Source organism: Bradyrhizobium sp. CCGUVB14, assembly GCF_024199935.1.
GTDB lineage: Bacteria > Pseudomonadota > Alphaproteobacteria > Rhizobiales > Xanthobacteraceae > Bradyrhizobium.
The window spans coordinates 215,279-235,763 of record NZ_JANADS010000001.1 but is presented as its reverse complement, the minus strand read 5'-3'; the positions used below and the strand labels follow the sequence as shown (position 1 = coordinate 235,763).

The following is a 20,485-nucleotide window of genomic DNA, read 5'->3' as shown; positions in this document are numbered from 1 at the left end:
ATGCACAGTAGGAAGTGCGTCAAACGGCTGCTGTTTCACGTGAAACAGTGTGCGGAATAGGTCCTGTAGAGTGGGCAAAGGCCCGCCCTTCGCGCGTCGTGCCCACGAGCTGCTCGCATATTCAAGATCGTGGGCACACTTCGCTTTGCCCACCCTACGGTACTCGTTTCACGTGAAACAGCATGCAGCCCCATCGTCCGTTTCACGTGGAACACAAACAATGGAACAAGCGCTAGTTCTACATTGAAGAACTAGCGCTACTTTCCGATGCAGAATTTCTGGAAAATGGCCCCGAGGACGTCCTCGACGTCGACCCGACCGAGCAGTCGGCCCAAAGCATAAGCCGCGGCACGTAGCTCTTCGGCCGCGAGCTCTTCGCCCTCTTCTACAAGGTCGAGACTCCGGCGCAAGCTGTCCGAGGCGCGGCTCAACAAGTCTCGCTGCCGGGCCCGGGTCACCAATGCGCCCTCGGTGGTCCCGAAGAAGTCCGCCGCGAATTTCACGAGGGCCTCGACCAGCTCCGGAATGCCGTCGCCCCGGCTCGCCGAGATCCCGAACTCGCCGCGTGCCCCTGTTCCCCCGAGATCGATCTTGTTGCGGACGATCCAGACCTGGCCGCCGGATGGATCGACGGCGCGCTCGCCCTCCACCAGCCATAGCACGAGGTCGGCGTCTTCGGCCCGCGCCCTCGCCCGGCGCACACCTTCCTGCTCGACAGGATCATTGGTCTCGCGGATGCCGGCCGTGTCGATCACCGTGACGGGATAGCCATCGAGATCGAGCTGCACCTCGATCACGTCGCGTGTGGTGCCGGCGTGCGGCGAAACGATCGCGACGTCGCGGCGGGCGAGCTGATTCATCAGCGTCGACTTGCCGACATTCGGCTCGCCTGCGATCGCAACCACCAGACCGTCGCGGAGGCGTTCGGAATGTCCCTGTGCCGCAAGGACTTTTGTGATTTCGTCGTGAAGCGCCTTGATCGCTTTCACCGCCGGCGCGCGCAATTCCGCTGGCACATCGCCCTCATCGGAAAAATCGATTCCCGCTTCGATCAGCGCCGAGGCCTCGATGATGCGCTCGCGCCAATCACGCGCGCGATCGCCGAGCAGGCCTTGCAACTGCCGCAGCGCCTGGCGGCGCTGGCGATCCGTGTCGGCGTGAATGAGATCGTCGAGCCCCTCGGCCTCGGTGAGATCGAGCTTGCCGTTCTCGAATGCGCGCCGCGTGAACTCGCCGGGCTCGGCCGCACGCGTATTCGGAATTAACGAAATAGCAGCGAGGAGCGCGGCCAGCACGGCGCGTCCGCCATGGACGTGAAATTCGGCGACGTCCTCGCCGGTCGCGGTCCCCGGCCCCGGAAACCAGAGCACGACCGCATCGTCGATGGGTTGGCCGGAATGGTCCCGGAGCAGCCGGCGGCTGGCCCGCCGCGGCGTCGGCAGCTTGCCGGTCAGTGCCGTCAACACCAGGCCGGCGTGTGGGCCCGAGACTCGCACCATCGCGATCGCGCTCGGCGGACGGCCGGACGACAACGCAAAGATGGTCTGGTCTCGCGGGTGCATGATCCTGGCTTAATAGCGCAGAAGGCAGATCAGGGCGTCGCGCGTTTGCCTCTGACGAATTGCCGTCTTCGCCTTAGCCGCCAAAGCTTCCGGCCGTAAATAGCGACGATGGTCATGGCCACGCCTGCCACGAACGAAGGCAAGCCGACGACCAGCCAGAGAAAGATCAGGAAGGTAGGCGGCAATCACGGTTCTCGCGCATGGAACTAATTGGGACCCCGCCTATCTTTCGGGTCCCGTTCAAAAAGGCAAACGATCTGTTGGGAACCCTATTTTGCTGCGCTCTAGCCCGCAGCAATATTAATACTGCACCGCAGCATTTTACTGCAAACCCGACTTCGCTCTGAGCGATTCAGCCGGCCAAAGTCAATCATACTGTAAATATATCAACAGTTTGACGCGATTCCGAATTCCCAGCCGATCCGTCAGCCATACTGCACCACTACCGCAGCAAAGCCGCACAAATAAAAAGGGCGCCCGAAGGCGCCCTCAAAATTCTTGCTGCACCCTGGCTAGGTGTTCATGGAGTCGAAGAACTCCGAATTGCTCTTGGTCGAGCGCAGCTTGTCGAGCAGGAAGTCGATCGCGTCCATGGTGCCCATCGGATTCAGGATGCGACGGAGCACGTACATCTTCTTCAGCACCTGATTGTCGGTGATGAGCTCCTCCTTGCGGGTGCCGGAGCGCGAGATGTCGATGGCCGGGAAGGTCCGCTTGTCCGAGACCTTGCGGTCCAGGATCAGTTCGGAGTTACCGGTGCCCTTGAACTCTTCGAAGATGACTTCGTCCATGCGGCTGCCGGTATCGACCAGCGCGGTCGCGATGATGGTCAGCGAGCCGCCCTCCTCGATGTTACGGGCGGCACCGAAGAAGCGCTTCGGGCGCTGCAGGGCGTTAGCGTCGACGCCACCGGTCAGCACCTTGCCGGATGACGGCACCACGGTGTTGTAGGCGCGGCCCAGACGCGTGATCGAATCGAGCAGGATCACGACGTCTCGGCCGTGCTCGACGAGGCGCTTGGCTTTCTCGATCACCATCTCGGCCACCTGGACGTGACGTACGGCCGGTTCGTCGAAGGTCGACGATACGACCTCGCCCTTCACCGAGCGCTGCATGTCCGTGACTTCTTCCGGACGCTCGTCGATCAAAAGCACGATCAGATAGCATTCGGGATGATTGTGGGTGATCGAGTGCGCGATGTTCTGCATCAGCACGGTTTTACCCGTGCGCGGCGGCGCGACGATCAGCGCGCGCTGGCCCTTGCCGATCGGCGCCACGATGTCGATCACGCGCGCAGACAGGTCTTTCCGCGTCGGATCGTCGATTTCCATGCGGAAACGCTGATTCGGAAACAGCGGCGTGAGGTTGTCGAAATTGACCTTGTGCTTGGCCTTTTCCGGGTCTTCGAAATTGAGCGTGTTGACCTTCAGCAGCGCGAAATAGCGTTCGCCCTCTTTCGGGCTGCGAATGTGGCCTTCGATGGTGTCGCCGGTGCGCAAGCCGAAACGGCGGATCTGCGACGGCGAAACGTAGATGTCGTCCGGGCCCGGCAGATAATTCGCGTCGGGCGAGCGGAGGAAGCCGAAGCCATCGGAGAGCACCTCGACGACGCCCTCGCCGACGATGTCGGTCTCGGCCAGCGCAAGCTGCTTGAGGATGGCGAACAGCAGCTCCTGCTTGCGCATGGTGCTGGCATTCTCGACCCCGTTCTCTTCCGCGAACGAGACGAGCTCGGCCGGCGTCTTCGACTTGAGGTCCTGGAGTTTAATTTCCCGCATTGGGGTGGTCCTGTGGGGTAACCTTGGGAGGGGTGCGAGGAGGCTCTGAAATGCGGACGTGAGAAGGTAAGGTCCGCAGGTCTGGCAAGGTTAAGTGCCGGTGGGGGCTTCAAACCTGATGCGGTGTCCGGCCTTCAAAAAGCTCGGACACAACCACATCCGCCTGCGTTGGGTGGGATATCGATAATATAGAAAATTGCTTCCCACTCCGCAAGCCGAAGCGCTGGGCGATCATTCCCGATCATTGCCTAGAACGGCTTCACGATCACCATGAAGACGATGATGATCATCAGGACGGTCGGCACCTCATTGATAATGCGGAAGAATTTTTGGCTGCGCGGGCGCCGGTCGGCAGCGAAGTCCTTGAGCCAGCGGGAAAAAAAGCCGTGGACCGCAGACATCGCCAGCACCAGTGCCAGTTTTACGTGCAGCCAGCCGAAGGTGAACCAATGGCCGGCCCAGGCAAGGTAAAGCCCGGCAAGCCAGGTGACGATCATGGCGGGGTTGATGATCGCCTTGAGCAGGCGACGTTCCATCACCTTGAAGGTTTCGGACTGTTTCGAGCCGATCTCGGCCTCGCAATGATAGACGAACAGCCGGGGCAGATAGAGCATGCCGGCCATCCAGGAGATGACGGCGATCACGTGCAGCGCCTTGATCCAGAGATAGACGTCTTCAAACATGTCCGGCGTCCACCTTTGCGCCCAGCCGTTCGGCGATCTGGGGATAGTAAGAACTCGTTAAGATCTCACCTGCACACATATCTCTCTGGAGCGCCCTTCTCCAATAAAGAATCTTAGATTCTTAAGGTTTGAGTCTGAGTGACCGTGGATTGGACTCACACAATGCCGTCCGCCACTTCGCAGACGCTTGTTCACATCCATCAACATGTCCGCGACAGTTCCCGCCCGACCAGATAAATGGTCCGGACTCAAAGGCTTGCGCATTTCCATCCGCAGCCTATCAAGGGGCTTGTCCGCGCAATCCCGCTTCTCGCGCGACCGGCCGCCGGAGTTGTTCTGACGGGCAGTGGTGTGAAGAAAATTGGCACTTGTCCCGCCCCTGGTGTCGCGCAACCCTTTCCGAGGGGTTAAGGTCCACAGAAATCCACAAACCACACCGCCGACATACAAAGAGATTTTGTGCCGACCTCGAACAATTATTTCCATCTGCACCTCGTCTCCGACTCCACCGGCGAGACCCTGATCACGGTCGCGCGCGCCGTCGCCGCGCAATACGCGAACGTCACGCCGGTCGAACATGTCTATCCGTTGGTGCGCAGCCAGAAGCAGCTCGACCGCGTGCTCGACGAGATCGAGGAAGCGCCGGGCATCGTGCTGTTCACGCTGCTGGAGAAGGACCTGGTCTCGCGGCTCGAGGACAAGTGCAAGGCGATCAATGTTCCGAGCCTGTCGATCATCGGCCCGGTCATGCAGCTGTTCGAAGCCTATCTCGGCGCTGCGACGACGGGTCGCGTCGGCGCGCAGCACGTGCTCAATGCGGAATATTTCAAGCGCATCGACGCACTGAACTACACGATGATCCATGACGACGGCCAGCACGTCGAAGGGCTCGAGGAAGCCGACGTCGTCCTGGTCGGCGTGTCCCGCACCTCGAAGACGCCGACGTCGATCTATCTCGCCAATCGCGGCATCCGCACCGCGAACGTGCCGCTGGTGCCGGGTATTCCTGTCCCGGCGCAATTGGAGACGCTGACCCGGCCGCTGGTGGTCAGCCTGCATGCGACACCGGAACGTCTGATCCAGATCCGTCAGAACCGCCTGCTCTCCATGGGCGCCGAATCCGGATCCGGCAGCGACACCTATACCGACAGGCAGTCGGTCACCGAGGAGGTCGCGTTCGCGCGCAAGCTGAGCGCCAAGCACGACTGGCCGCTGCTGGACGTGACGCGGCGCTCGATCGAGGAAACCGCGGCGGCGATCATGAAGCTCTACAGCGATCGTCAGCGTAACCGGCCTTCTGAATAGCTTTTGAAAATGGCTCTGTGGCGCGGCAAAACTCCGTTGATCCTGGCCTCGCAGAGCAGCGCACGCAAAATGCTGCTGGCGAACGCCGGGCTCGAATTCGAGACTGTGACCGCCGACATCGACGAGCGCGGTATCCAGGCTGCTTCGAGACTTTCAAACCCGCGCGAGATCGCCCTGCTGCTGGCGGGCGAGAAAGCCAAGGCCGTCTCGGCCAATCGTCCCGGAACTTATGTGATCGGCGCCGACCAGACGCTCGCGCTTGGCGAGCGCCTCTTCAACAAGCCGGCCGGTCGGACCCAGGCGCTGGCGCAGTTGCGCGATCTTACCGGCCACAGCCACGAGCTGAATTCCGCCGTCACAGTGGCGCATGACGGCAAGATTGTTTTCGAGGATGTGTCGATTGCCCGCATGACCATGCGAGCTATGACCGAGGCCGAGCTTTCGGCCTATCTCGACGCCGCCGGTGATGCCGTCACCACCAGCGTCGGCGCCTATCAGCTCGAAGGCCTTGGCATCCATCTGTTCGAGCGGATCGAGGGCGACCATTTCACCATTCTCGGCCTGCCGCTGCTGCCGCTGCTTGCGTTCCTGCGGCGCGAACGGCTCATGACGGTGTGATTGACAGGGATGGTTTTGCGCTGATGCGGATTCTCGGACTGACCGGCTCGATCGGAATGGGCAAATCCACCACCGCGAAATTGTTCGCGGAGGCCGGTGTGCCCGTCTACGACGCCGATGCTGCCGTCCATCAGCTCTATGAAGGCGAGGCCGCGCCCGCGATCGAGGCCGCCTTCCCCGGCACCACCGCGAACGGCAAGGTCGATCGTCCCAAACTGTCAGCGCGCGTGGTGCATGATCCCGCCGCGATCAAGCAGCTTGAGCAGATCGTTCACCCCATGCTCGGTGCCTCCCGGCAGAAATTCTTTGCCGATGCCGAAGCCGCCAAGGCTCCGGTCGTGGTTCTCGATATTCCGCTGCTGTTCGAAACAGGTGGCGAGAAGCGCGTCGACGCCGTGGTCGTGGTCTCGACCTCGCCGGAGGTCCAGCGCGAACGGGTGCTGGCGCGGGGAACCATGGACGAAGCAAAGCTCGACGCCATCATCGCCAAGCAGACGCCCGATGCCGAAAAGCGCAAGCGGGCCGATTTCGTCGTGGATACCTCACACGGACTTGAGCCGGTGCGCGCGCAAATCACGCACATCCTGGCCGAGGTCGTTAAGATGCCGCAGCGGCGAGCCTGATTCGCCGCTCCACACGGCGCCTCAGATCTCTTTGAAACATGCGTGAAATCGTTCTCGATACCGAAACCACCGGCCTCGATCCCTTGCGCGGCGATCGCCTGGTCGAGATCGGCTGCGTCGAGATCTTCAACCGCATGCCGACGGGACAGACGTACCACGTCTATATCAATCCCGAACGAGATATGCCGGCGGAGGCTTTCGCGGTGCACGGGCTGTCGGCGGAGTTTCTGTCGACCAAGCCGCTATTCCCCGAGGTGGTCGACGCGTTTCTGGAATTCATCGGCGATGCGCCGCTGGTGATCCACAACGCCTCGTTCGACATCAGCTTCATCAATGCCGAGCTCGACCGGATCAAGCGTCCCGCGATCCCGCGCGAGCGGCTGGTCGACACGCTGCTGTTGGCGCGGCGCAAGCATCCCGGCGTGTCGAACCGGCTCGACGATCTCTGCTCGCGCTATTCGATCGACAATTCACACCGCACCAAGCACGGCGCGCTGCTCGATTCCGAACTGCTCGCGGAAGTCTATGTTGATCTGGTCGGGGCGCGGCAGTCGCAGCTGCTGCTGGCGTCGGACACCCAGGAGATTCGCGTCAATGCCGCGGGCGATGCGCCGCGGCGGCAGCGGTCCGTGCCGCTCGCGCCGCGGGTGTCAGACGCCGAGCGCGAAGCCCACCGGGCTTTCATCGCAACGCTCGGCGACAAGGCGATCTGGAACGAGTTCCTGCCCGCTCCAGCTGCCGTCGATCCTGCTGGTTAGGCCTTAGCCTTACGCTTGGCCGGCCTGACCACCGGCGGCCATTTGCCGCTCCATGTTCTGGCGATAGAGACCGACGAAATCGACCGGGTCCAGCATCAGGGGCGGGAACCCGCCGTCGCGCACGGCGGTCGCGATGATCTCGCGGGCGAACGGGAACAGCAGGCGCGGGCACTCGATCATGACCAGCGGGTGCAGGTTTTCCTTCGGCACGTTGACGATCCGGAACACGCCGGCATAGGCGAGCTCGAACGAGAACATCACCTTGCCGGCGTTCTCGGCCTTGCCCTCGACCGACAGCGTGACCTCGAACTCGGAATCGCTGAGGTTGTTGGCGCTGACATTGATCTGGATGTTGATCTGGGGCGCCTGGTTCTGCGGCTGGAGCGAGCCCGGTGCGTTCGGATTTTCGAACGAGAGGTCCTTGGTATACTGCGCCAGCACGTTGAGCTGGGGAGCCTGGGCCGCCTCGGGAGGGGTACCGTTACCGTTGGTCATCGAAGTGTCTCCTTACCCGATTTGGGCTGAATTTCGCGGCGGTTGGCTAACATAGGGCCGCCTCATTCGACAAGGACGAACGGCTCCGGAGGATCGATCCGGGCCGCGCCCGTAACTGTGACGTTTGACCCGTCCCTAACCCGAAATCGCATGTTAAACGCTTGAAGATGCGCGATTTCCGGCCAGGATCGGGTTTCCCCTTAAGCATAAAACGCGCTACACTCCGCGCTGTGCCAAAAGGCGCCATTGGCCGGGCCGAATTTCGTGCCTACATCCGGCGGACGTGACGCTCGGACCCAAAATGGTGATGTAGACTTGCCGTTCCCGTATGGAACGGTCTACTGGCCGGATCGATTTTCCCGGCGACGGCCCCTTCTCGAAAAGACCAGAAAGCGAATACCACGTGGACATCTACACCATCATTTTCCTGGCGCTGGCGGTCTTTATTTTCCTGCGACTGCGCAGCGTGCTGGGGCAGCGGACCGGAAACGAACGGCCGCCGTTCGACCGCACGGCTCGCAATGCGCTGGGTGGTGCCCCGGACAAGAACGTCGTGACCATGCCGGGCAAGGTGATCGACCAGGCGCCCGTGGCGCCGACGGCCGAGCCGGCTCCGCCCTCCGATCGCTGGAAGGGCCTGACCGAGCCGGGCACTGCGCTCGCCCAGGGCCTCGATGCCATCGTCGACAAGGATTCCACCTTCGATCCGCGTCACTTCATCTCGGGCGCCCGCGGCGCCTATGAGATGATCGTGCTGGCTTTCGCCAATGGCGACCGCCGCGCGCTGCGCGACCTGCTGTCGTCGGAGGTCTATGAGAGCTTCGACGCCGCGATCAAGGACCGCGAGAAGAACGAGCAGAAGACCGAGACGCGCTTCGTCTCGATCGACAAGGCCGAGCTGGTCGGCGCCGAGTTGCGCGACCGCACGGCGCAGCTGACCATCCGCTTCGTCTCGCAGATGATCTCGGCCACCCGCGACAAGGCCGGCACCATCGTCGACGGTAGCGCCGACAAGGTCGCCGATATCACCGATATCTGGACTTTCGCCCGCGACACCACCTCTCGCGATCCGAACTGGAAGCTGGTTGGCACCGGAAGCGCGAATTAAGATCTTTCTGAAGAACAGCGCGACGGCGCTTTGCGCAGGCCTCGTCGTGCTGGCTTCGTTTTCGCTTGGCGCCGAGGCTGCGCGGCGTCACTACCGCAGCCATTACCACCACCTTCCCGAAGTCGCTGCGATCCCGCCGCGGGCTTTGCCCTACCCGCAGCTCCCGCTCCCGTTCGAGATTCCCGGCGCGCAATATCTGCCGCTGGCCTGGGCCGACGTGAAGGGCTGGAGCGACGACGATCATCTCGCGGCCTACAAGACCTTTCGCGCCAGCTGCCGCTCGATCAATGCGCAGACCGGCGCTCCCGAACAAAAGGCCCTGGGCGGCTCGTTGAGCGAACCCTGCCGGGCCGTCAAATCGCTCGAGCCGGCCGACGACGCCCAGGCGAAGACGTTCTTCGAGGAGAATTTTTCGCCGCTGCGGATTTCGCGGCTCGGCGAGCCCGACGGCTTCGTCACCGGTTATTACGAGCCGGTGCTGGACGGATCGCGCACGCAGACCGATGTCTACAACGTCCCGGTCTATCGCCGCCCCTCCAACCTGTTCGTGCGCGGCTTCAATCAGGCCTCGGTCAGCCTGCCCAACAAGGGATCGGTCTACCGCAAGATCGGCCGCCGCAAGCTGGTGCCCTATTACGACCGCGGCGAGATCGAGGACGGCAAGATCGCCGGCCGCGGGCTGGAGGTCGCCTGGCTGAAGGACCCGACCGATCTGCTGTTCGCCCAGATCCAGGGATCGGCGCGGATCAAGTTCGACGACGGCAGCACCCTTCGGCTCAACTACGATTCCTATAACGGCTATCCCTACACGGCCGTCGGGCGTGTCCTGATCGAGCGCGGCATCATTCCGAGGGAGGAGATGTCGATGCAGAAGATCAGGGAGTGGATGGCGCAGAATCCTGACGGCGCCAAGGAGCTGCGGCGCCAGAACCGCTCCTACATCTTCTTCCACGAGGTCAATCTGTCCGACAAGGACGAAGCGGTCGGTGCGCAGGGCATCCCGCTGACCGCCGGCCGTTCGATCGCGGTCGACAAATCGCTCCATGTCTACGGCACGCCGTTCTTCATCGAGGGCGAGCTGCCGATCGAGTCCGACCGCGCCAAGACGCCGTTCCATCGCCTGATGATCGCGCAGGACACCGGCTCGGCCATTATCGGGCCTGCCCGCGCGGATCTCTATTTTGGCGCGGGCGCTGACGCCGGCCGCGTCTCGGGTCGGCTGCGTCATCCCATGCATTTCGTGATGCTGGTGCCGAAGAGCCTCGATCCCGCCATGCGCGCCGCGCGGCTGCCGGTGCCGGATCCGCGGCCGTCGGAGAAGATCGCAAAGCTGTTTCCGCAGACCGATCCCAAGGAGGCGGCCAAGGGCGAGACCGTCGCAATCGCCGGCCCGGTGCCGCTGCCGGCGCCGCGTCCTGTGATAGAACCTGTTCGCGAACCGCGCAGGCACATGAAAAGTCGTCCCCACCAGCAATGAAGCGATCGTCCCGTCCGCCCGCGCTGGATCCTCCGCGTCCCTCACCGCGCCGTCGCGGGCTCACCGAGGAAGATCGCGAGCTGTGGGAGCTGGTCGCAAAGCAGGTCAAGCCGCTGCGGAAGCATCGCGCGACGAAGCTGCATCCCGTGCAGCGCGCGGAGCCTGCGCCCGCAGCGCATGTTGCCAAGCCCGCGCTATCGCCGCGGCCGCTGGCGGCTGCGGCCGCACCGCGTCCGTCAAAGCCGGCGATGCCGCCGCTCGCCCCGCTCGGCAAGCGCGAGCGGACAAAGCTGTCACGTGGCCGTAGCGAGATCGAGGCGCGGCTTGATCTGCACGGCATGACCCAGATGCGCGCGCACCGCGCCTTGACCGGTTTTCTCCACCGCGCCCATCACGATGGCCTGACCTTCGTGCTCGTCATCACCGGCAAGGGCCGCAGCGGCGGCGAAAGCGGCGTGCTGCGTCGGCAAGTGCCGGAATGGCTGAGCCTGCCGGAATTCCGCGCCTTCGTCGTCGGCTTTGAAGAGGCCGCTATCGGTCATGGCGGCGAGGGTGCGCTTTATGTGCGGATCAGGCGGGCCAGATTCTAGAACGGCCGGACGATTCCGACGCGCGGGATCAGCGTGACGATCAGGCCGAAGATGTTCGTCTTCTGATCCTCCGCAGGAATCAGCGGCGTCTCCTGCTTGGCCGGCAGCATCTTCACCGCGTGCAGGATCAGGAACATGCAGACTGCCCAGTTCGAGATCCAGCGCGAATAGTCGAACACCATCGCGAACATCACGAGATAGGCGAGGCTGATTCCGATCAGCGCTGCGATGACGAGGCGGCGGTGCGTTTGGTTCGCAAGACCGCCGATCAGGTTCGCAAAATAGCGCCACAGCGGTGTGTGCAGCCAGATCAGCAGCGCGAACACGGGAATGCCGAGGCTGTTGTGCGGCAGGCGGCCCCAGGTATCCGAAAGCTCCTTCGCCAGCGGCTGGTACCAGATGTAGCTGAATTGCAGCAGATCGGTGCGCGAGGGATCGGCCATCCGCGTTTTCAGGTACGCGACGAAATCCGCTTCCGGCACCGGCATCGTTCCCAAAAACTGCGCCGCGAAGAACAGTGCGGAGACCGCGGCGAGGGCGGCGATGCCGAACGCGACATTGCCGCGATTGAGGCCGTAAGCGAGATAGTGCCTGGTCACGACGATGGTGATGATCGTCGGCACATACATCAAGAGATGAATGTGGTGGATCAGCACGAGGATGATCGAGAACAGCGCCGCCGTCGCCACGAACACGAGTGAGCCTGCCGGCATCAGCAACAGGATGATCGCCAGCGCGCAGCCATAGATGTCGAAATGGCCGAGCGTGTGCATGAAGTTCTTCAGGAAGAACGGCGATCCCGCGATGAAGACGAACAGCGGCAGCGTCTTCGCGGTGAAGCCGAACGTCTTCTGAAACAGTTTTGCGTACAGCGCTGTTGTCACCAGCCAGGTCGCGCCGCCGAGTGCGAACACAAGCCACACCGGCACTTTGCTGGTGAACAGCGCGACAACAGCCCCGATCAGGCCGCGCTTGATGAAGCCGAAATGGTAATCGACGAGGAGGTGGATGTAGGGGACGTAAGGCGGCAGCTGGATCTTGTGAACGAACACGCCGACGATGACCGCCGCGTTGATCGCGAGCAGCAGCCGCCAGGGGTTTTGCCAAATGCTAGCGGGCACGCGGCACCCGGCGCGCGTCAACCTCCGGCGTCGTCCCGGCGAAAGCCGGGACCCATAGCCACGAATGTTCGTTTTGAGCCAAGGCTGGGGCCGCTATCTTTTCCAACAATAAGCGTTGGTGGTTATGGGTCCCGGCTTTCGCCGGGACGACGGCGGAATGAATAGCGCGGCCGCCCCGAATTACAAAATAAACCGGCTCAAATCCGCGTTCTTGGCGAGGTCGCCGACGTGCTTCTGCACGAAATCGGCATCGACCCGGACGGTCTCGCCGTTGCGGTCGGGGGCGGTGAAGGAGATTTCGTCCAGCACGCGCTCCATCACGGTCTGCAGCCTGCGCGCGCCGATGTTCTCGACGGTCGAATTGACGGCGACCGCGACGTCGGCGAGCGCGTCGACGGCGTCGTCGGTGATGTCGAGCGTGACGCCTTCGGTCTGCAACAGCGCGACGTATTGCTTGATCAGCGAGGCCTCGGGCTCGGTCAGGATGCGGCGCATGTCGTCGCGGGTCAGCGCCTGCAATTCGACGCGGATCGGCAGCCGGCCCTGCAATTCCGGCAGCAGGTCGGACGGCTTTGCGACGTGGAAGGCGCCGGAGGCAATGAACAGGATGTGGTCGGTCTTGACCGCGCCGTGCTTGGTCGAGACCGTGGTGCCCTCGATCAGCGGCAGCAGGTCGCGCTGCACGCCTTCGCGCGAGACGTCGCCGCCGACGCGACCATCGCGGGCGCAGATCTTGTCGATCTCGTCGAGGAACACGATGCCGTTGTTCTCGACCGCGCTGATCGCCTCCAGCGTCAGCTGGTCGGTGTCGAGCAGCTTGTCGGACTCTTCGTTGACGAGGATCTCGTGCGAGCCCTCGACCGTCAGCCGCCGCGTCTTGCTGCGGCCGCCCATCTTGCCGAAAATATCGCCGATCGAGATCGCGCCCATCTGCGCGCCCGGCATGCCCGGAATCTCGAACATCGGCATGCCGCTGCCGGACGACTGCGTCTCGATCTCGATTTCCTTGTCGTTGAGCTCGCCGGCGCGCAGCTTCTTGCGGAAGGATTCCCGCGTCGCCGAGCTCGCATTAGCGCCGACCAGCGCATCGAGCACGCGCTCTTCCGCGGCGAGCTGGGCGCGCGCCTGCACATCCTTGCGCTTGCGCTCGCGCACCTGGGCGATCGCGACCTCGACGAGATCGCGCACGATCTGCTCGACGTCGCGGCCGACATAGCCGACCTCGGTGAACTTCGTGGCTTCCACCTTCAGGAACGGCGCATTCGCGAGTTTCGCCAATCGCCGCGCGATTTCCGTTTTGCCGACGCCGGTCGGGCCGATCATCAGGATGTTCTTCGGCAGCACCTCTTCGCGCAGCGAGCCGGTCAGCTGCTGTCGCCGCCAGCGGTTGCGCAGCGCGATCGAGACGGCGCGCTTGGCATCGGCCTGGCCGACGATGAAACGGTCGAGTTCGGAAACGATTTCGCGGGGGGAAAAGTCTGTCATGGGACCTTAGCTAGGATTAGAAGCCGGCGGGGACAAGCCGGTTTTTTGACCGTCAAATGATCGGCGGACCGGATTGCCATTGCTTCACGGCCTCGATCGGATGGATGAGCATCAGGACGTTGAGCGTCAGATTGTCGCGAATGTGCAGCGCCAGCATGATTTCGAACGCGAGCCCGATCACGACGGTTGCAGGGATCGGCAGCACGCGCGCGGTGAGGAAGCCCAGCACCATGAACAGATTGTCAGAGACCGAGTTGACGATGCTGTCGCCGAAATAATCCAGCGAGATCGTGCCGGCGCGGTAGCGCTCGATGATGAACGGCGAGTTCTCGACGATCTCCCAGGCGCCCTCGATCAGCATCGCGATGATCAGCCGCGCCGGCCAGGAGAGCTGCAAAGAGCTCAAGCGCCGCGAGAACAACAGCCAGGTCAGTCCATAGAACAGGAAGCCGTGCAGCACGTGCGAGAAACTGTACCAGTCGGCGATGTGCTGGGAGTTCTCCGAGCTGTTCACCACGCCGTGCCAGAGCTTGACGTAGCCGCAGGTGCAGATCGGCACCCGCCCCATCGCGAACAGGATCGAGGCCTGCAGCGCCAGCAGCAACAGCGCGATGCCGACCCAGGCGAGCGCCGGAAACGCGGGTCGGGTCGGGCTGTCGCTGCGGGCCAATGCCATCCGCTTAGCCGGCCGTCAGCGCTTCGATGGTGACGTTGCGGTTGGTGTAGACGCAGATGTCGGCGGCGATATCGAGCGAGCGGCGGACGATGGTCTCGGCGTCCTTGTCGGTGTCGATCAGGGCGCGGGCCGCGGCCAGTGCATAATTGCCGCCTGAGCCGATCGCCATGACGCCGGCCTCGGGCTCGAGCACGTCGCCGGTCCCGGTCAGGACCAGGGAGACGTCCTTGTCGGCCACGATCATCATGGCCTCCAGCCGCCGCAGGTAGCGGTCGGTGCGCCAGTCCTTGGCGAGCTCCACGGCGGCCCGGGTCAGTTGCCCCGGATATTGCTCGAGCTTGGATTCGAGCCGCTCAAACAGCGTGAAGGCGTCGGCGGTGGCGCCGGCGAAGCCGCCGATGACGTCGCCCTTGCCGAGTTTCCGGACCTTTTTGGCGTTGGACTTGATGACGGTCTGGCCGATCGAGACCTGGCCGTCGCCGCCGACCACCACCTTGCCGCCCTTGCGGACCGTCAAAATCGTGGTGCCGTGCCAGACCGGCGAGCTGTTCTGGGAATCCTGCATCTTAAACCTCGTTGTCCCGGCTGATTTAGGCGGTCGCGGCGAAAGGGACAACCGGGGCACAACGGGCCGTTCCGGGCCGAATTCGCTCACCATAGGCAGAAGTAGAGGCCCCGCCAGCCGTTCCCGCAGTAGCGAAGGCGTCATTTCGCTGTTAAGAGACAGGCGTTTTCGGCTCCAAGCTAGGATGAAAGCCAGCTTTCAATGCGCACCGCGACGATCAAGCGCAAGACCAAGGAAACCGACATCGAGGTCTCCGTGAACCTCGATGGCACCGGCGTGGCCAATATCGCGACCGGCATCGGCTTTTTCGACCATATGCTCGATCTCCTCGCCCGCCATTCCCGCATCGACCTCACGGTCAAGGCGGTGGGCGACCTGCACATTGATCATCACCATACCACCGAAGACACCGGCATCGCGCTCGGCCAGGCGGTCAGGCAGGCGCTCGGCAACATGGCGGGCATCACCCGCTATGCCGGCGTGCACATGCCCATGGACGAGACGCTGACGCGCGTGGTCATCGACATTTCGGGCCGCCCGTTCCTGGTGTTCAAGGCCGACTTCCCCCGCGACAAGATCGGTGAGTTCGACACCGAGCTGGTGCGCGAGTGGTTCCAGGCCTTCGCCATCAACGCCGGCGTGACTCTCCACGTCGAGACCCTATATGGCGATAACAGCCACCATATCGCCGAGTCCTGCTTCAAGGGCCTGGCGCGGGCGCTGCGCACCGCGGTCGCGATCGATCCCAAGGCGGCGGGCGAAATCCCGTCCACCAAGGGATCGCTTGGCGGCTGACATCTCCGTTTCGGTGGCCAGGCGCCGCCGGCGGCATTGACTTCAATTCTCGAGAACGGGGCATCGAAAATGCCTGTCTACACAGTTCATGCTCCCACCCCAGGCGGGGCCGACCTGCGCGCGACCGACAAATTCGTGTTCGTGCGCGACGGCTTCCATTTCTGGGCCATGGTGTTCGGTCCATTCTGGCTGGCCTGGAACAGGCTTTGGCTGGCCCTGATCGGCTGGATCGTCTTCCTCGCCGCGTTCGATGCCGGGCTTCACAGTCTCGGCGTCGGCCGCGGCTCGATCTTCTTCGCCAACATCATCGTCGCGCTGCTGATGGGCTTCGAGGCCTCGAGCCTGCGCCGCTGGACTCTCTCACGCGGCAGCTGGCGGCAGCTCGATGTCGTCGTTGCCGATGACGAGGACACCGCCGAGCGGCGTTTCTTCGAGCGCTGGAGCCAGAAGCAGCGCGGCATTGTCAACGATCAATGGGCCGTCGATCGCGGCGGCCCGCCGCCGACCCGCAACGTGCCGGGTCAGCAATTTTCCAACCCGCCGCCAATTCCGGCCGGCGGCATCATTGGATTGTTTCCAGAACCGGGAGGGTCAAGATGAGCGTCGCCATCATCGATTACGGTTCCGGGAATCTGCATTCCGCCGCGAAAGCATTCGAGCGCGCCGCGCGCAGCCTGGAAAATCCGCAAAAGGTCTTCGTCACCAGCGATCCCGATCAGGCCTATGAGGCTGATCGCCTGGTGCTGCCGGGCGTCGGCGCCTTCGCCGATTGCCGGCGCGGGCTCGATGCCGTCAACGGCATGGTCGAGGCGATCACCGAAGCGGTCCGCGTCAAGGCGCGGCCGTTCTTCGGCATCTGCGTCGGCATGCAGCTGATGGCGAGCCGCGGCAAGGAACATGTCATCACCGAAGGCCTCAACTGGATCGGCGGCGACGTCGAGAAGATCACGCCGCGCGACGAGAGCCTGAAGATCCCGCACATGGGCTGGAACACGCTCGATGTGCTCGCGGAGCATCCGGTGCTGAACAAGCTGCCGCTCGGTCCCAAGGGCCAGCACGCCTATTTCGTGCACTCCTACCACCTCAACGCCGCCAACGAGGCGGACGTGCTCGCGCGCGCCGATTACGGCGGTCCCGTCACCGCGATCGTCGCGAAGGACACCGCCATCGGTACGCAGTTTCACCCCGAGAAGAGCCAGCGTTTTGGGCTAGCCCTGATCTCGAACTTTTTGCGATGGAAACCGTGATTCTTTTTCCTGCCATCGACCTCAAGAACGGCCAGTGCGTGCGCCTCGAGCAAGGCGACATGGCGCGCGCGACCGTGTTCAATCTCGATCCCGCCGCCCAGGCCGAGAGCTTTGTCACGCAGGGCTTTGAGTATCTCCACGTCGTCGATCTCGACGGTGCGTTTGCCGGCAAGCCGGTGAATGCGCAGGCCGTCGAGGCGATGCTGAAGACGATCAAGATCCCGGTGCAGCTCGGCGGTGGCATTCGCGATCTCGCGACCGTCGAAGCCTGGCTCGAAAAGGGCATCACCCGCGTCATCATCGGCACCGCTGCGGTGCGCGATCCGGAGCTGGTGAAAGCGGCCGCAAAGAAATTCCCCGGCCGCGTCGCGGTCGGGCTCGACGCGCGCGACGGCAAGGTCGCGGTCGAAGGCTGGGCCGAGACCTCGCAGGTCACCGTGCTGGAGATCGCGCAGCGTTTCGAGGATGCCGGCGTTGCCGCCATCATCTTCACCGACATCGCGCGCGATGGCCTGCTCAAGGGCCTCAACCTCGATGCGACCATTGCGCTGGCAGACGCCATCTCGATTCCCGTGATTGCGTCGGGCGGCCTCGCCTCGATCGAGGACGTCAAGGCCATGCTGACACCGCGCGCGAAAAAGCTCGCCGGTGCGATCGCCGGCCGTGCGCTCTATGACGGCCGGCTCGACCCCGCCGCCGCCCTCACCCTGATCCGCAACGCGCCCGGGAGCTGACACATGTTCAAGGTGCGCGTGATCCCCTGCCTCGACGTCAAGGACGGCCGCGTCGTCAAGGGCGTCAACTTCGTCGATCTTCGCGACGCCGGCGATCCCGTCGAAGCCGCGATCGCCTATGACGCCGCCGGCGCCGACGAGCTCACATTCCTCGACATCACCGCGACCCATGAGAACCGCGGCATCATGCTGGACGTGGTCCGGCGCACGGCAGAGGCCTGCTTCATGCCGGTGACCGTCGGCGGTGGCGTCCGCAAGGTGGACGACATCAAGACGCTGCTGCGCGCCGGCGCCGACAAGGTCTCGATCAACAGCGCCGCGGTGTCGCGCCGCGAGTTCGTCAAGGAAGCCGCCGAAAAATTCGGCGAGCAGTGCGTCGTGGTGGCGATCGACGCCAAGCGGGTCAAGCGCGCCGGCGGTGGCGAGCGCTGGGAGATCTTTACCCATGGCGGCCGCAACTCGACCGGGATCGACGCCATCGAATATGCCCAGGAAGTGGTCTCGCTCGGCGCTGGTGAAATTCTCCTCACCTCGATGGATCGAGACGGCACCCGGCAGGGTTTTGACATCCCGCTGACCCGGGCGATCGCCGACAGCGTTCCCGTTCCCGTGATCGCTTCGGGCGGTGTCGGCAATCTCGACCACCTCGTCGACGGTATCCGCGATGGTCGCGCTACCGCGGTGCTCGCCGCCTCGATCTTCCACTTCGGGGAATTCACCATCCGTGAAGCCAAGGAGCACATGGCCCGGCGCGGATTACCCATGCGCCTGGATGCCTGACGACTCCCGTTCATAAAAGTGCTACATCAACCGGCGGGGACTGGCCCAACCGGCCAGACGCGCGTTTCGAGTATTCAGTATGCCGCGTTTCACGATCCACGATCTCGCCGTCACCATCGATGCCCGCGCGGCCTCCGGTGGCGAGGGCTCCTATACCCGCAAGCTGCTCGACAAGGGCGCCGAACATTGCGCCAAGAAGTTCGGTGAGGAAGCAGTCGAAACCGTAATCGCAGCAGTCGAAAACGATCGCGATCATCTGATCGCCGAGGGCGCCGACCTGCTCTATCACTTCCTTGTGCTGCTCAAGGCGCGCGGCGTAAAACTGGAAGAGGTGGAAGCGGCGCTGGACAAGCGTACGAACATGTCCGGGCTGGAAGAGAAAGCGTCTCGCAAGAGCGGCAGCTAGCCGAGCTGGGCTCGTTACGGAGAAGGTCGCGTCATGGATATCCGCGCACCCGAGCAGCAATATAATCCATACCGCGTCTACACGCGCGAAGAGTGGGCGCGGTTGCGCGACGACACGCCGATGACGCTGGAGCCGGGCGAATTCGACCGGCTGCGTTCGCTGCATGACCGCCTCGACCTCAAGGAAGTCGAGGACATCTATCTTCCGCTGTCGCGCCTGCTCTCGATCTATGTCGATGCGATGCAGCGGCTGTATTACGCGGAGCGGCAGTTCCTCAACATCCGCGACCGCAAGGTGCCCTACATCATCGGCGTCGCCGGCTCGGTTGCGGTCGGAAAGTCGACCACGGCCCGTGTGCTCCAGGCGCTGCTGGCGCGCTGGTCGCCGCGCCCGAAAGTCGAGCTGATCACGACGGACGGATTCCTTTACCCGAAGGCCCTGCTCGAGCAGCAAGGCATCCTTCAGAAGAAAGGCTTTCCGGAGAGCTACGATCTGCCGCTGCTGCTCAACTTCCTGTCCGACATCAAGGCGGGCCGGCGGCATGTGCGCTCGCCGGTCTATTCGCATTTGACCTACGACATCGTGCCGAACGAATGGGCCGAGGTCGACCAGCCCGACATCCTGATCGTCGAAGGCGTCAACGTGCTGCAGACCGGCAAGCTGCCGCGCGACGGCAAGGCGGTGCCCGTGGTCTCCGACTTCTTCGACTTCTCGGTCTATATCGACGCCGACGAGGCGGCGCTGCGGCGCTGGTACATCAAGCGCTTCCTGGCGCTGCGCGACACCGCGTTCACCAATCCAAAATCCTACTTCAATCGCTATGCGCTGTTGTCGGACGAGGAGGCCACCGCCACCGCCACCGCGATCTGGGAACGCACGAACCTCGCCAATCTCGAGGACAACATCCTGCCGACCCGCCCACGCGCGACGCTGATCCTGAAGAAGGGCGCGGATCACGCGGTGGAGAGCGTGGCGCTGAGAAGGCTGTAGCTTCGCAGCCTCCTATTTGCCGGCCTTTGCTGTCCAATCTGCGAACTTGATGCGTGCCATGAAAGTCGCGGGCCCGGAGCCGTTGGCCCGGTAGACGAAGGCTTCGCCTTCCTGAACGTCTCCGGCCTCCTTGCCGAAGGCATCGGCAATGTTCGTCTTGTGCGTGACGAGGACGGTGTTCGTGCCGGGGGCCGGAGATTGATCGACGAGCTGACGCACGGCCGCTCCGGCCTTTGCGTTCGCCGCGGTGGGGTTTGCCATTCCCGATGCGCTGGCGTTGCTGCTGTCCGTCAATGCGTCGACCGGTTTACCCTCCTTGCCGGCGATCAGCTTGCCAGCTTCGATCGCGCGGTTCAGACGGCTCGTGTAGACATTCCCGATCGGAATCGCGCGCTCCTGGATTGCCGCCCCGATCTGACGCGCCATATCCCTGCCCTTCTCACTCAGCTGGCGCTGGGCACTCATGTCGTCGAACTTGAAGGGGTAGACGTCCTTCTGGCTGTCGTCGGTCGCGGTATGCCGAAACACCAGCACATAGCCGCCTTGCTTGAGCGATGAGATGAGTTCCGGCGTATCGGCGGCAGCGCCCCGGGAGAGGCCAGCGAGAAGGACAATGATTGCGAGCCGGACAAGCACACCCATGCGCAAAATCCTCGATTCAAATGCCCCGGAGGATGGTGGCGCGCCGC

At 63.4% G+C, this 20,485-nt stretch carries 23 protein-coding genes; 14 read left to right on the top strand and 9 right to left on the bottom strand.

Annotated elements, in window-relative coordinates:
* Positions 1 to 257: 257 nt before the first annotated feature.
* From mnmE to hemJ, 3 genes are all read right to left on the bottom strand, one after another.
* Positions 258 to 1,562, bottom strand: coding sequence for a tRNA uridine-5-carboxymethylaminomethyl(34) synthesis GTPase MnmE (mnmE, locus tag NLM32_RS01105; protein ID WP_254127387.1), 1,305 nt, complete (start codon positions 1,560 to 1,562; stop codon positions 258 to 260).
* A gap of 512 nt (positions 1,563 to 2,074) precedes the next feature.
* Positions 2,075 to 3,340, bottom strand: a complete 1,266-nt coding sequence (gene rho / locus NLM32_RS01100; protein WP_027535007.1) for a transcription termination factor Rho — start codon at positions 3,338 to 3,340, stop codon at positions 2,075 to 2,077.
* 248 nt (positions 3,341 to 3,588) lie between these two features.
* A complete protein-coding gene (gene hemJ / locus NLM32_RS01095; RefSeq protein ID WP_254127386.1) occupies positions 3,589 to 4,023 on the bottom strand; it encodes a protoporphyrinogen oxidase HemJ in 435 nt (144 codons plus the stop codon).
* A 459-nt stretch (positions 4,024 to 4,482) separates the two neighbouring features.
* Here hemJ and NLM32_RS01090 point away from each other — a divergent pair, with 459 nt between their 5' ends.
* From NLM32_RS01090 to dnaQ, 4 genes are read left to right on the top strand one after another with little or no spacing between them, the layout of a single operon-like run.
* The gene (locus NLM32_RS01090; RefSeq protein ID WP_254127385.1) at positions 4,483 to 5,328 is read left to right on the top strand and encodes a pyruvate, water dikinase regulatory protein; all 846 of its coding nucleotides are present in this window, start codon (positions 4,483 to 4,485) and stop codon (positions 5,326 to 5,328) included.
* Between the two features lie 9 nt (positions 5,329 to 5,337).
* Positions 5,338 to 5,946, top strand: coding sequence for a Maf family nucleotide pyrophosphatase (locus tag NLM32_RS01085; RefSeq protein ID WP_254127384.1), 609 nt, complete (start codon positions 5,338 to 5,340; stop codon positions 5,944 to 5,946).
* A gap of 23 nt (positions 5,947 to 5,969) precedes the next feature.
* Complete coding sequence (coaE, locus tag NLM32_RS01080; RefSeq protein WP_254127383.1) at positions 5,970 to 6,569, top strand: dephospho-CoA kinase; 600 nt, start codon at positions 5,970 to 5,972, stop codon at positions 6,567 to 6,569.
* Between the two features lie 38 nt (positions 6,570 to 6,607).
* Complete coding sequence (gene dnaQ, locus NLM32_RS01075; protein ID WP_254127382.1) at positions 6,608 to 7,327, top strand: DNA polymerase III subunit epsilon; 720 nt, start codon at positions 6,608 to 6,610, stop codon at positions 7,325 to 7,327.
* Positions 7,328 to 7,336: 9 nt separating this feature from the next.
* On the opposite strand, the gene secB is transcribed toward dnaQ, so the two are convergent.
* Positions 7,337 to 7,822, bottom strand: a complete 486-nt coding sequence (secB, locus tag NLM32_RS01070) for a protein-export chaperone SecB (RefSeq protein ID WP_254127381.1) — start codon at positions 7,820 to 7,822, stop codon at positions 7,337 to 7,339.
* A gap of 403 nt (positions 7,823 to 8,225) precedes the next feature.
* Here secB and NLM32_RS01065 point away from each other — a divergent pair, with 403 nt between their 5' ends.
* Genes NLM32_RS01065 through NLM32_RS01055 form a run of 3 tightly spaced genes read left to right on the top strand, consistent with a single transcriptional unit; the run spans position 8,226 to position 10,997 of the window.
* A complete protein-coding gene (locus NLM32_RS01065) occupies positions 8,226 to 8,930 on the top strand; it encodes a Tim44/TimA family putative adaptor protein (RefSeq protein WP_254127380.1) in 705 nt (234 codons plus the stop codon).
* Positions 8,908 to 10,407 carry an MltA domain-containing protein gene (locus NLM32_RS01060; protein WP_254127379.1) on the top strand — a complete coding sequence of 500 codons (1,500 nt, stop codon included), beginning with the start codon at positions 8,908 to 8,910 and terminating at the stop codon, positions 10,405 to 10,407. Before NLM32_RS01065 ends, NLM32_RS01060 begins: the two co-directional genes overlap by 23 nt.
* The gene (locus NLM32_RS01055; protein ID WP_254127378.1) at positions 10,404 to 10,997 is read left to right on the top strand and encodes a Smr/MutS family protein; all 594 of its coding nucleotides are present in this window, start codon (positions 10,404 to 10,406) and stop codon (positions 10,995 to 10,997) included. Before NLM32_RS01060 ends, NLM32_RS01055 begins: the two co-directional genes overlap by 4 nt.
* On the opposite strand, the gene NLM32_RS01050 is transcribed toward NLM32_RS01055, so the two are convergent.
* The 4 genes from NLM32_RS01050 to hslV form a co-directional block, all read right to left on the bottom strand.
* On the bottom strand, positions 10,994 to 12,118 hold the full coding sequence (locus NLM32_RS01050; protein WP_254127377.1) for a hypothetical protein: 1,125 nt from the start codon (positions 12,116 to 12,118) through the stop codon (positions 10,994 to 10,996). The genes NLM32_RS01055 and NLM32_RS01050 overlap by 4 nt on opposite strands.
* A gap of 180 nt (positions 12,119 to 12,298) precedes the next feature.
* Complete coding sequence (hslU, locus tag NLM32_RS01045) at positions 12,299 to 13,603, bottom strand: ATP-dependent protease ATPase subunit HslU (protein WP_254127376.1); 1,305 nt, start codon at positions 13,601 to 13,603, stop codon at positions 12,299 to 12,301.
* A 52-nt stretch (positions 13,604 to 13,655) separates the two neighbouring features.
* A complete protein-coding gene (locus tag NLM32_RS01040) occupies positions 13,656 to 14,279 on the bottom strand; it encodes a DUF2585 domain-containing protein (protein WP_254127375.1) in 624 nt (207 codons plus the stop codon).
* A 4-nt stretch (positions 14,280 to 14,283) separates the two neighbouring features.
* Positions 14,284 to 14,844, bottom strand: a complete 561-nt coding sequence (hslV, locus tag NLM32_RS01035; RefSeq protein WP_027534993.1) for an ATP-dependent protease subunit HslV — start codon at positions 14,842 to 14,844, stop codon at positions 14,284 to 14,286.
* A gap of 201 nt (positions 14,845 to 15,045) precedes the next feature.
* On the opposite strand from hslV, the gene hisB reads away from it, so the two are divergent.
* The 7 genes from hisB to coaA all read left to right on the top strand — a co-directional run bounded on the left by hisB (position 15,046) and on the right by coaA (position 19,796).
* Entirely contained in the window at positions 15,046 to 15,639 is a 594-nt protein-coding gene (hisB, locus tag NLM32_RS01030; protein ID WP_254127374.1) for an imidazoleglycerol-phosphate dehydratase HisB, read from the top strand.
* Positions 15,640 to 15,708: 69 nt separating this feature from the next.
* The gene (locus NLM32_RS01025) at positions 15,709 to 16,239 is read left to right on the top strand and encodes a DUF2628 domain-containing protein (protein ID WP_254127373.1); all 531 of its coding nucleotides are present in this window, start codon (positions 15,709 to 15,711) and stop codon (positions 16,237 to 16,239) included.
* Complete coding sequence (gene hisH / locus NLM32_RS01020; RefSeq protein ID WP_254127372.1) at positions 16,236 to 16,886, top strand: imidazole glycerol phosphate synthase subunit HisH; 651 nt, start codon at positions 16,236 to 16,238, stop codon at positions 16,884 to 16,886. The genes NLM32_RS01025 and hisH overlap by 4 nt, the downstream gene beginning before the upstream one ends.
* Positions 16,883 to 17,620 carry a 1-(5-phosphoribosyl)-5-[(5-phosphoribosylamino)methylideneamino]imidazole-4-carboxamide isomerase gene (gene hisA, locus NLM32_RS01015; protein WP_254127371.1) on the top strand — a complete coding sequence of 246 codons (738 nt, stop codon included), beginning with the start codon at positions 16,883 to 16,885 and terminating at the stop codon, positions 17,618 to 17,620. The genes hisH and hisA overlap by 4 nt, the downstream gene beginning before the upstream one ends.
* A gap of 3 nt (positions 17,621 to 17,623) precedes the next feature.
* Positions 17,624 to 18,400 carry an imidazole glycerol phosphate synthase subunit HisF gene (gene hisF, locus NLM32_RS01010; protein ID WP_254127370.1) on the top strand — a complete coding sequence of 259 codons (777 nt, stop codon included), beginning with the start codon at positions 17,624 to 17,626 and terminating at the stop codon, positions 18,398 to 18,400.
* Positions 18,401 to 18,479: 79 nt separating this feature from the next.
* Positions 18,480 to 18,806 (top strand): phosphoribosyl-ATP diphosphatase, encoded by a 327-nt coding sequence (locus tag NLM32_RS01005; RefSeq protein ID WP_148752730.1) that lies wholly within the window; start codon positions 18,480 to 18,482, stop codon positions 18,804 to 18,806.
* A 33-nt stretch (positions 18,807 to 18,839) separates the two neighbouring features.
* On the top strand, positions 18,840 to 19,796 hold the full coding sequence (coaA, locus tag NLM32_RS01000; protein WP_254127369.1) for a type I pantothenate kinase: 957 nt from the start codon (positions 18,840 to 18,842) through the stop codon (positions 19,794 to 19,796).
* Positions 19,797 to 19,808: 12 nt separating this feature from the next.
* Here the strand turns inward: coaA and NLM32_RS00995 are convergent, their stop codons facing one another.
* Complete coding sequence (locus NLM32_RS00995; protein WP_254127368.1) at positions 19,809 to 20,438, bottom strand: histidine phosphatase family protein; 630 nt, start codon at positions 20,436 to 20,438, stop codon at positions 19,809 to 19,811.
* Positions 20,439 to 20,485 lie beyond the last annotated feature (47 nt).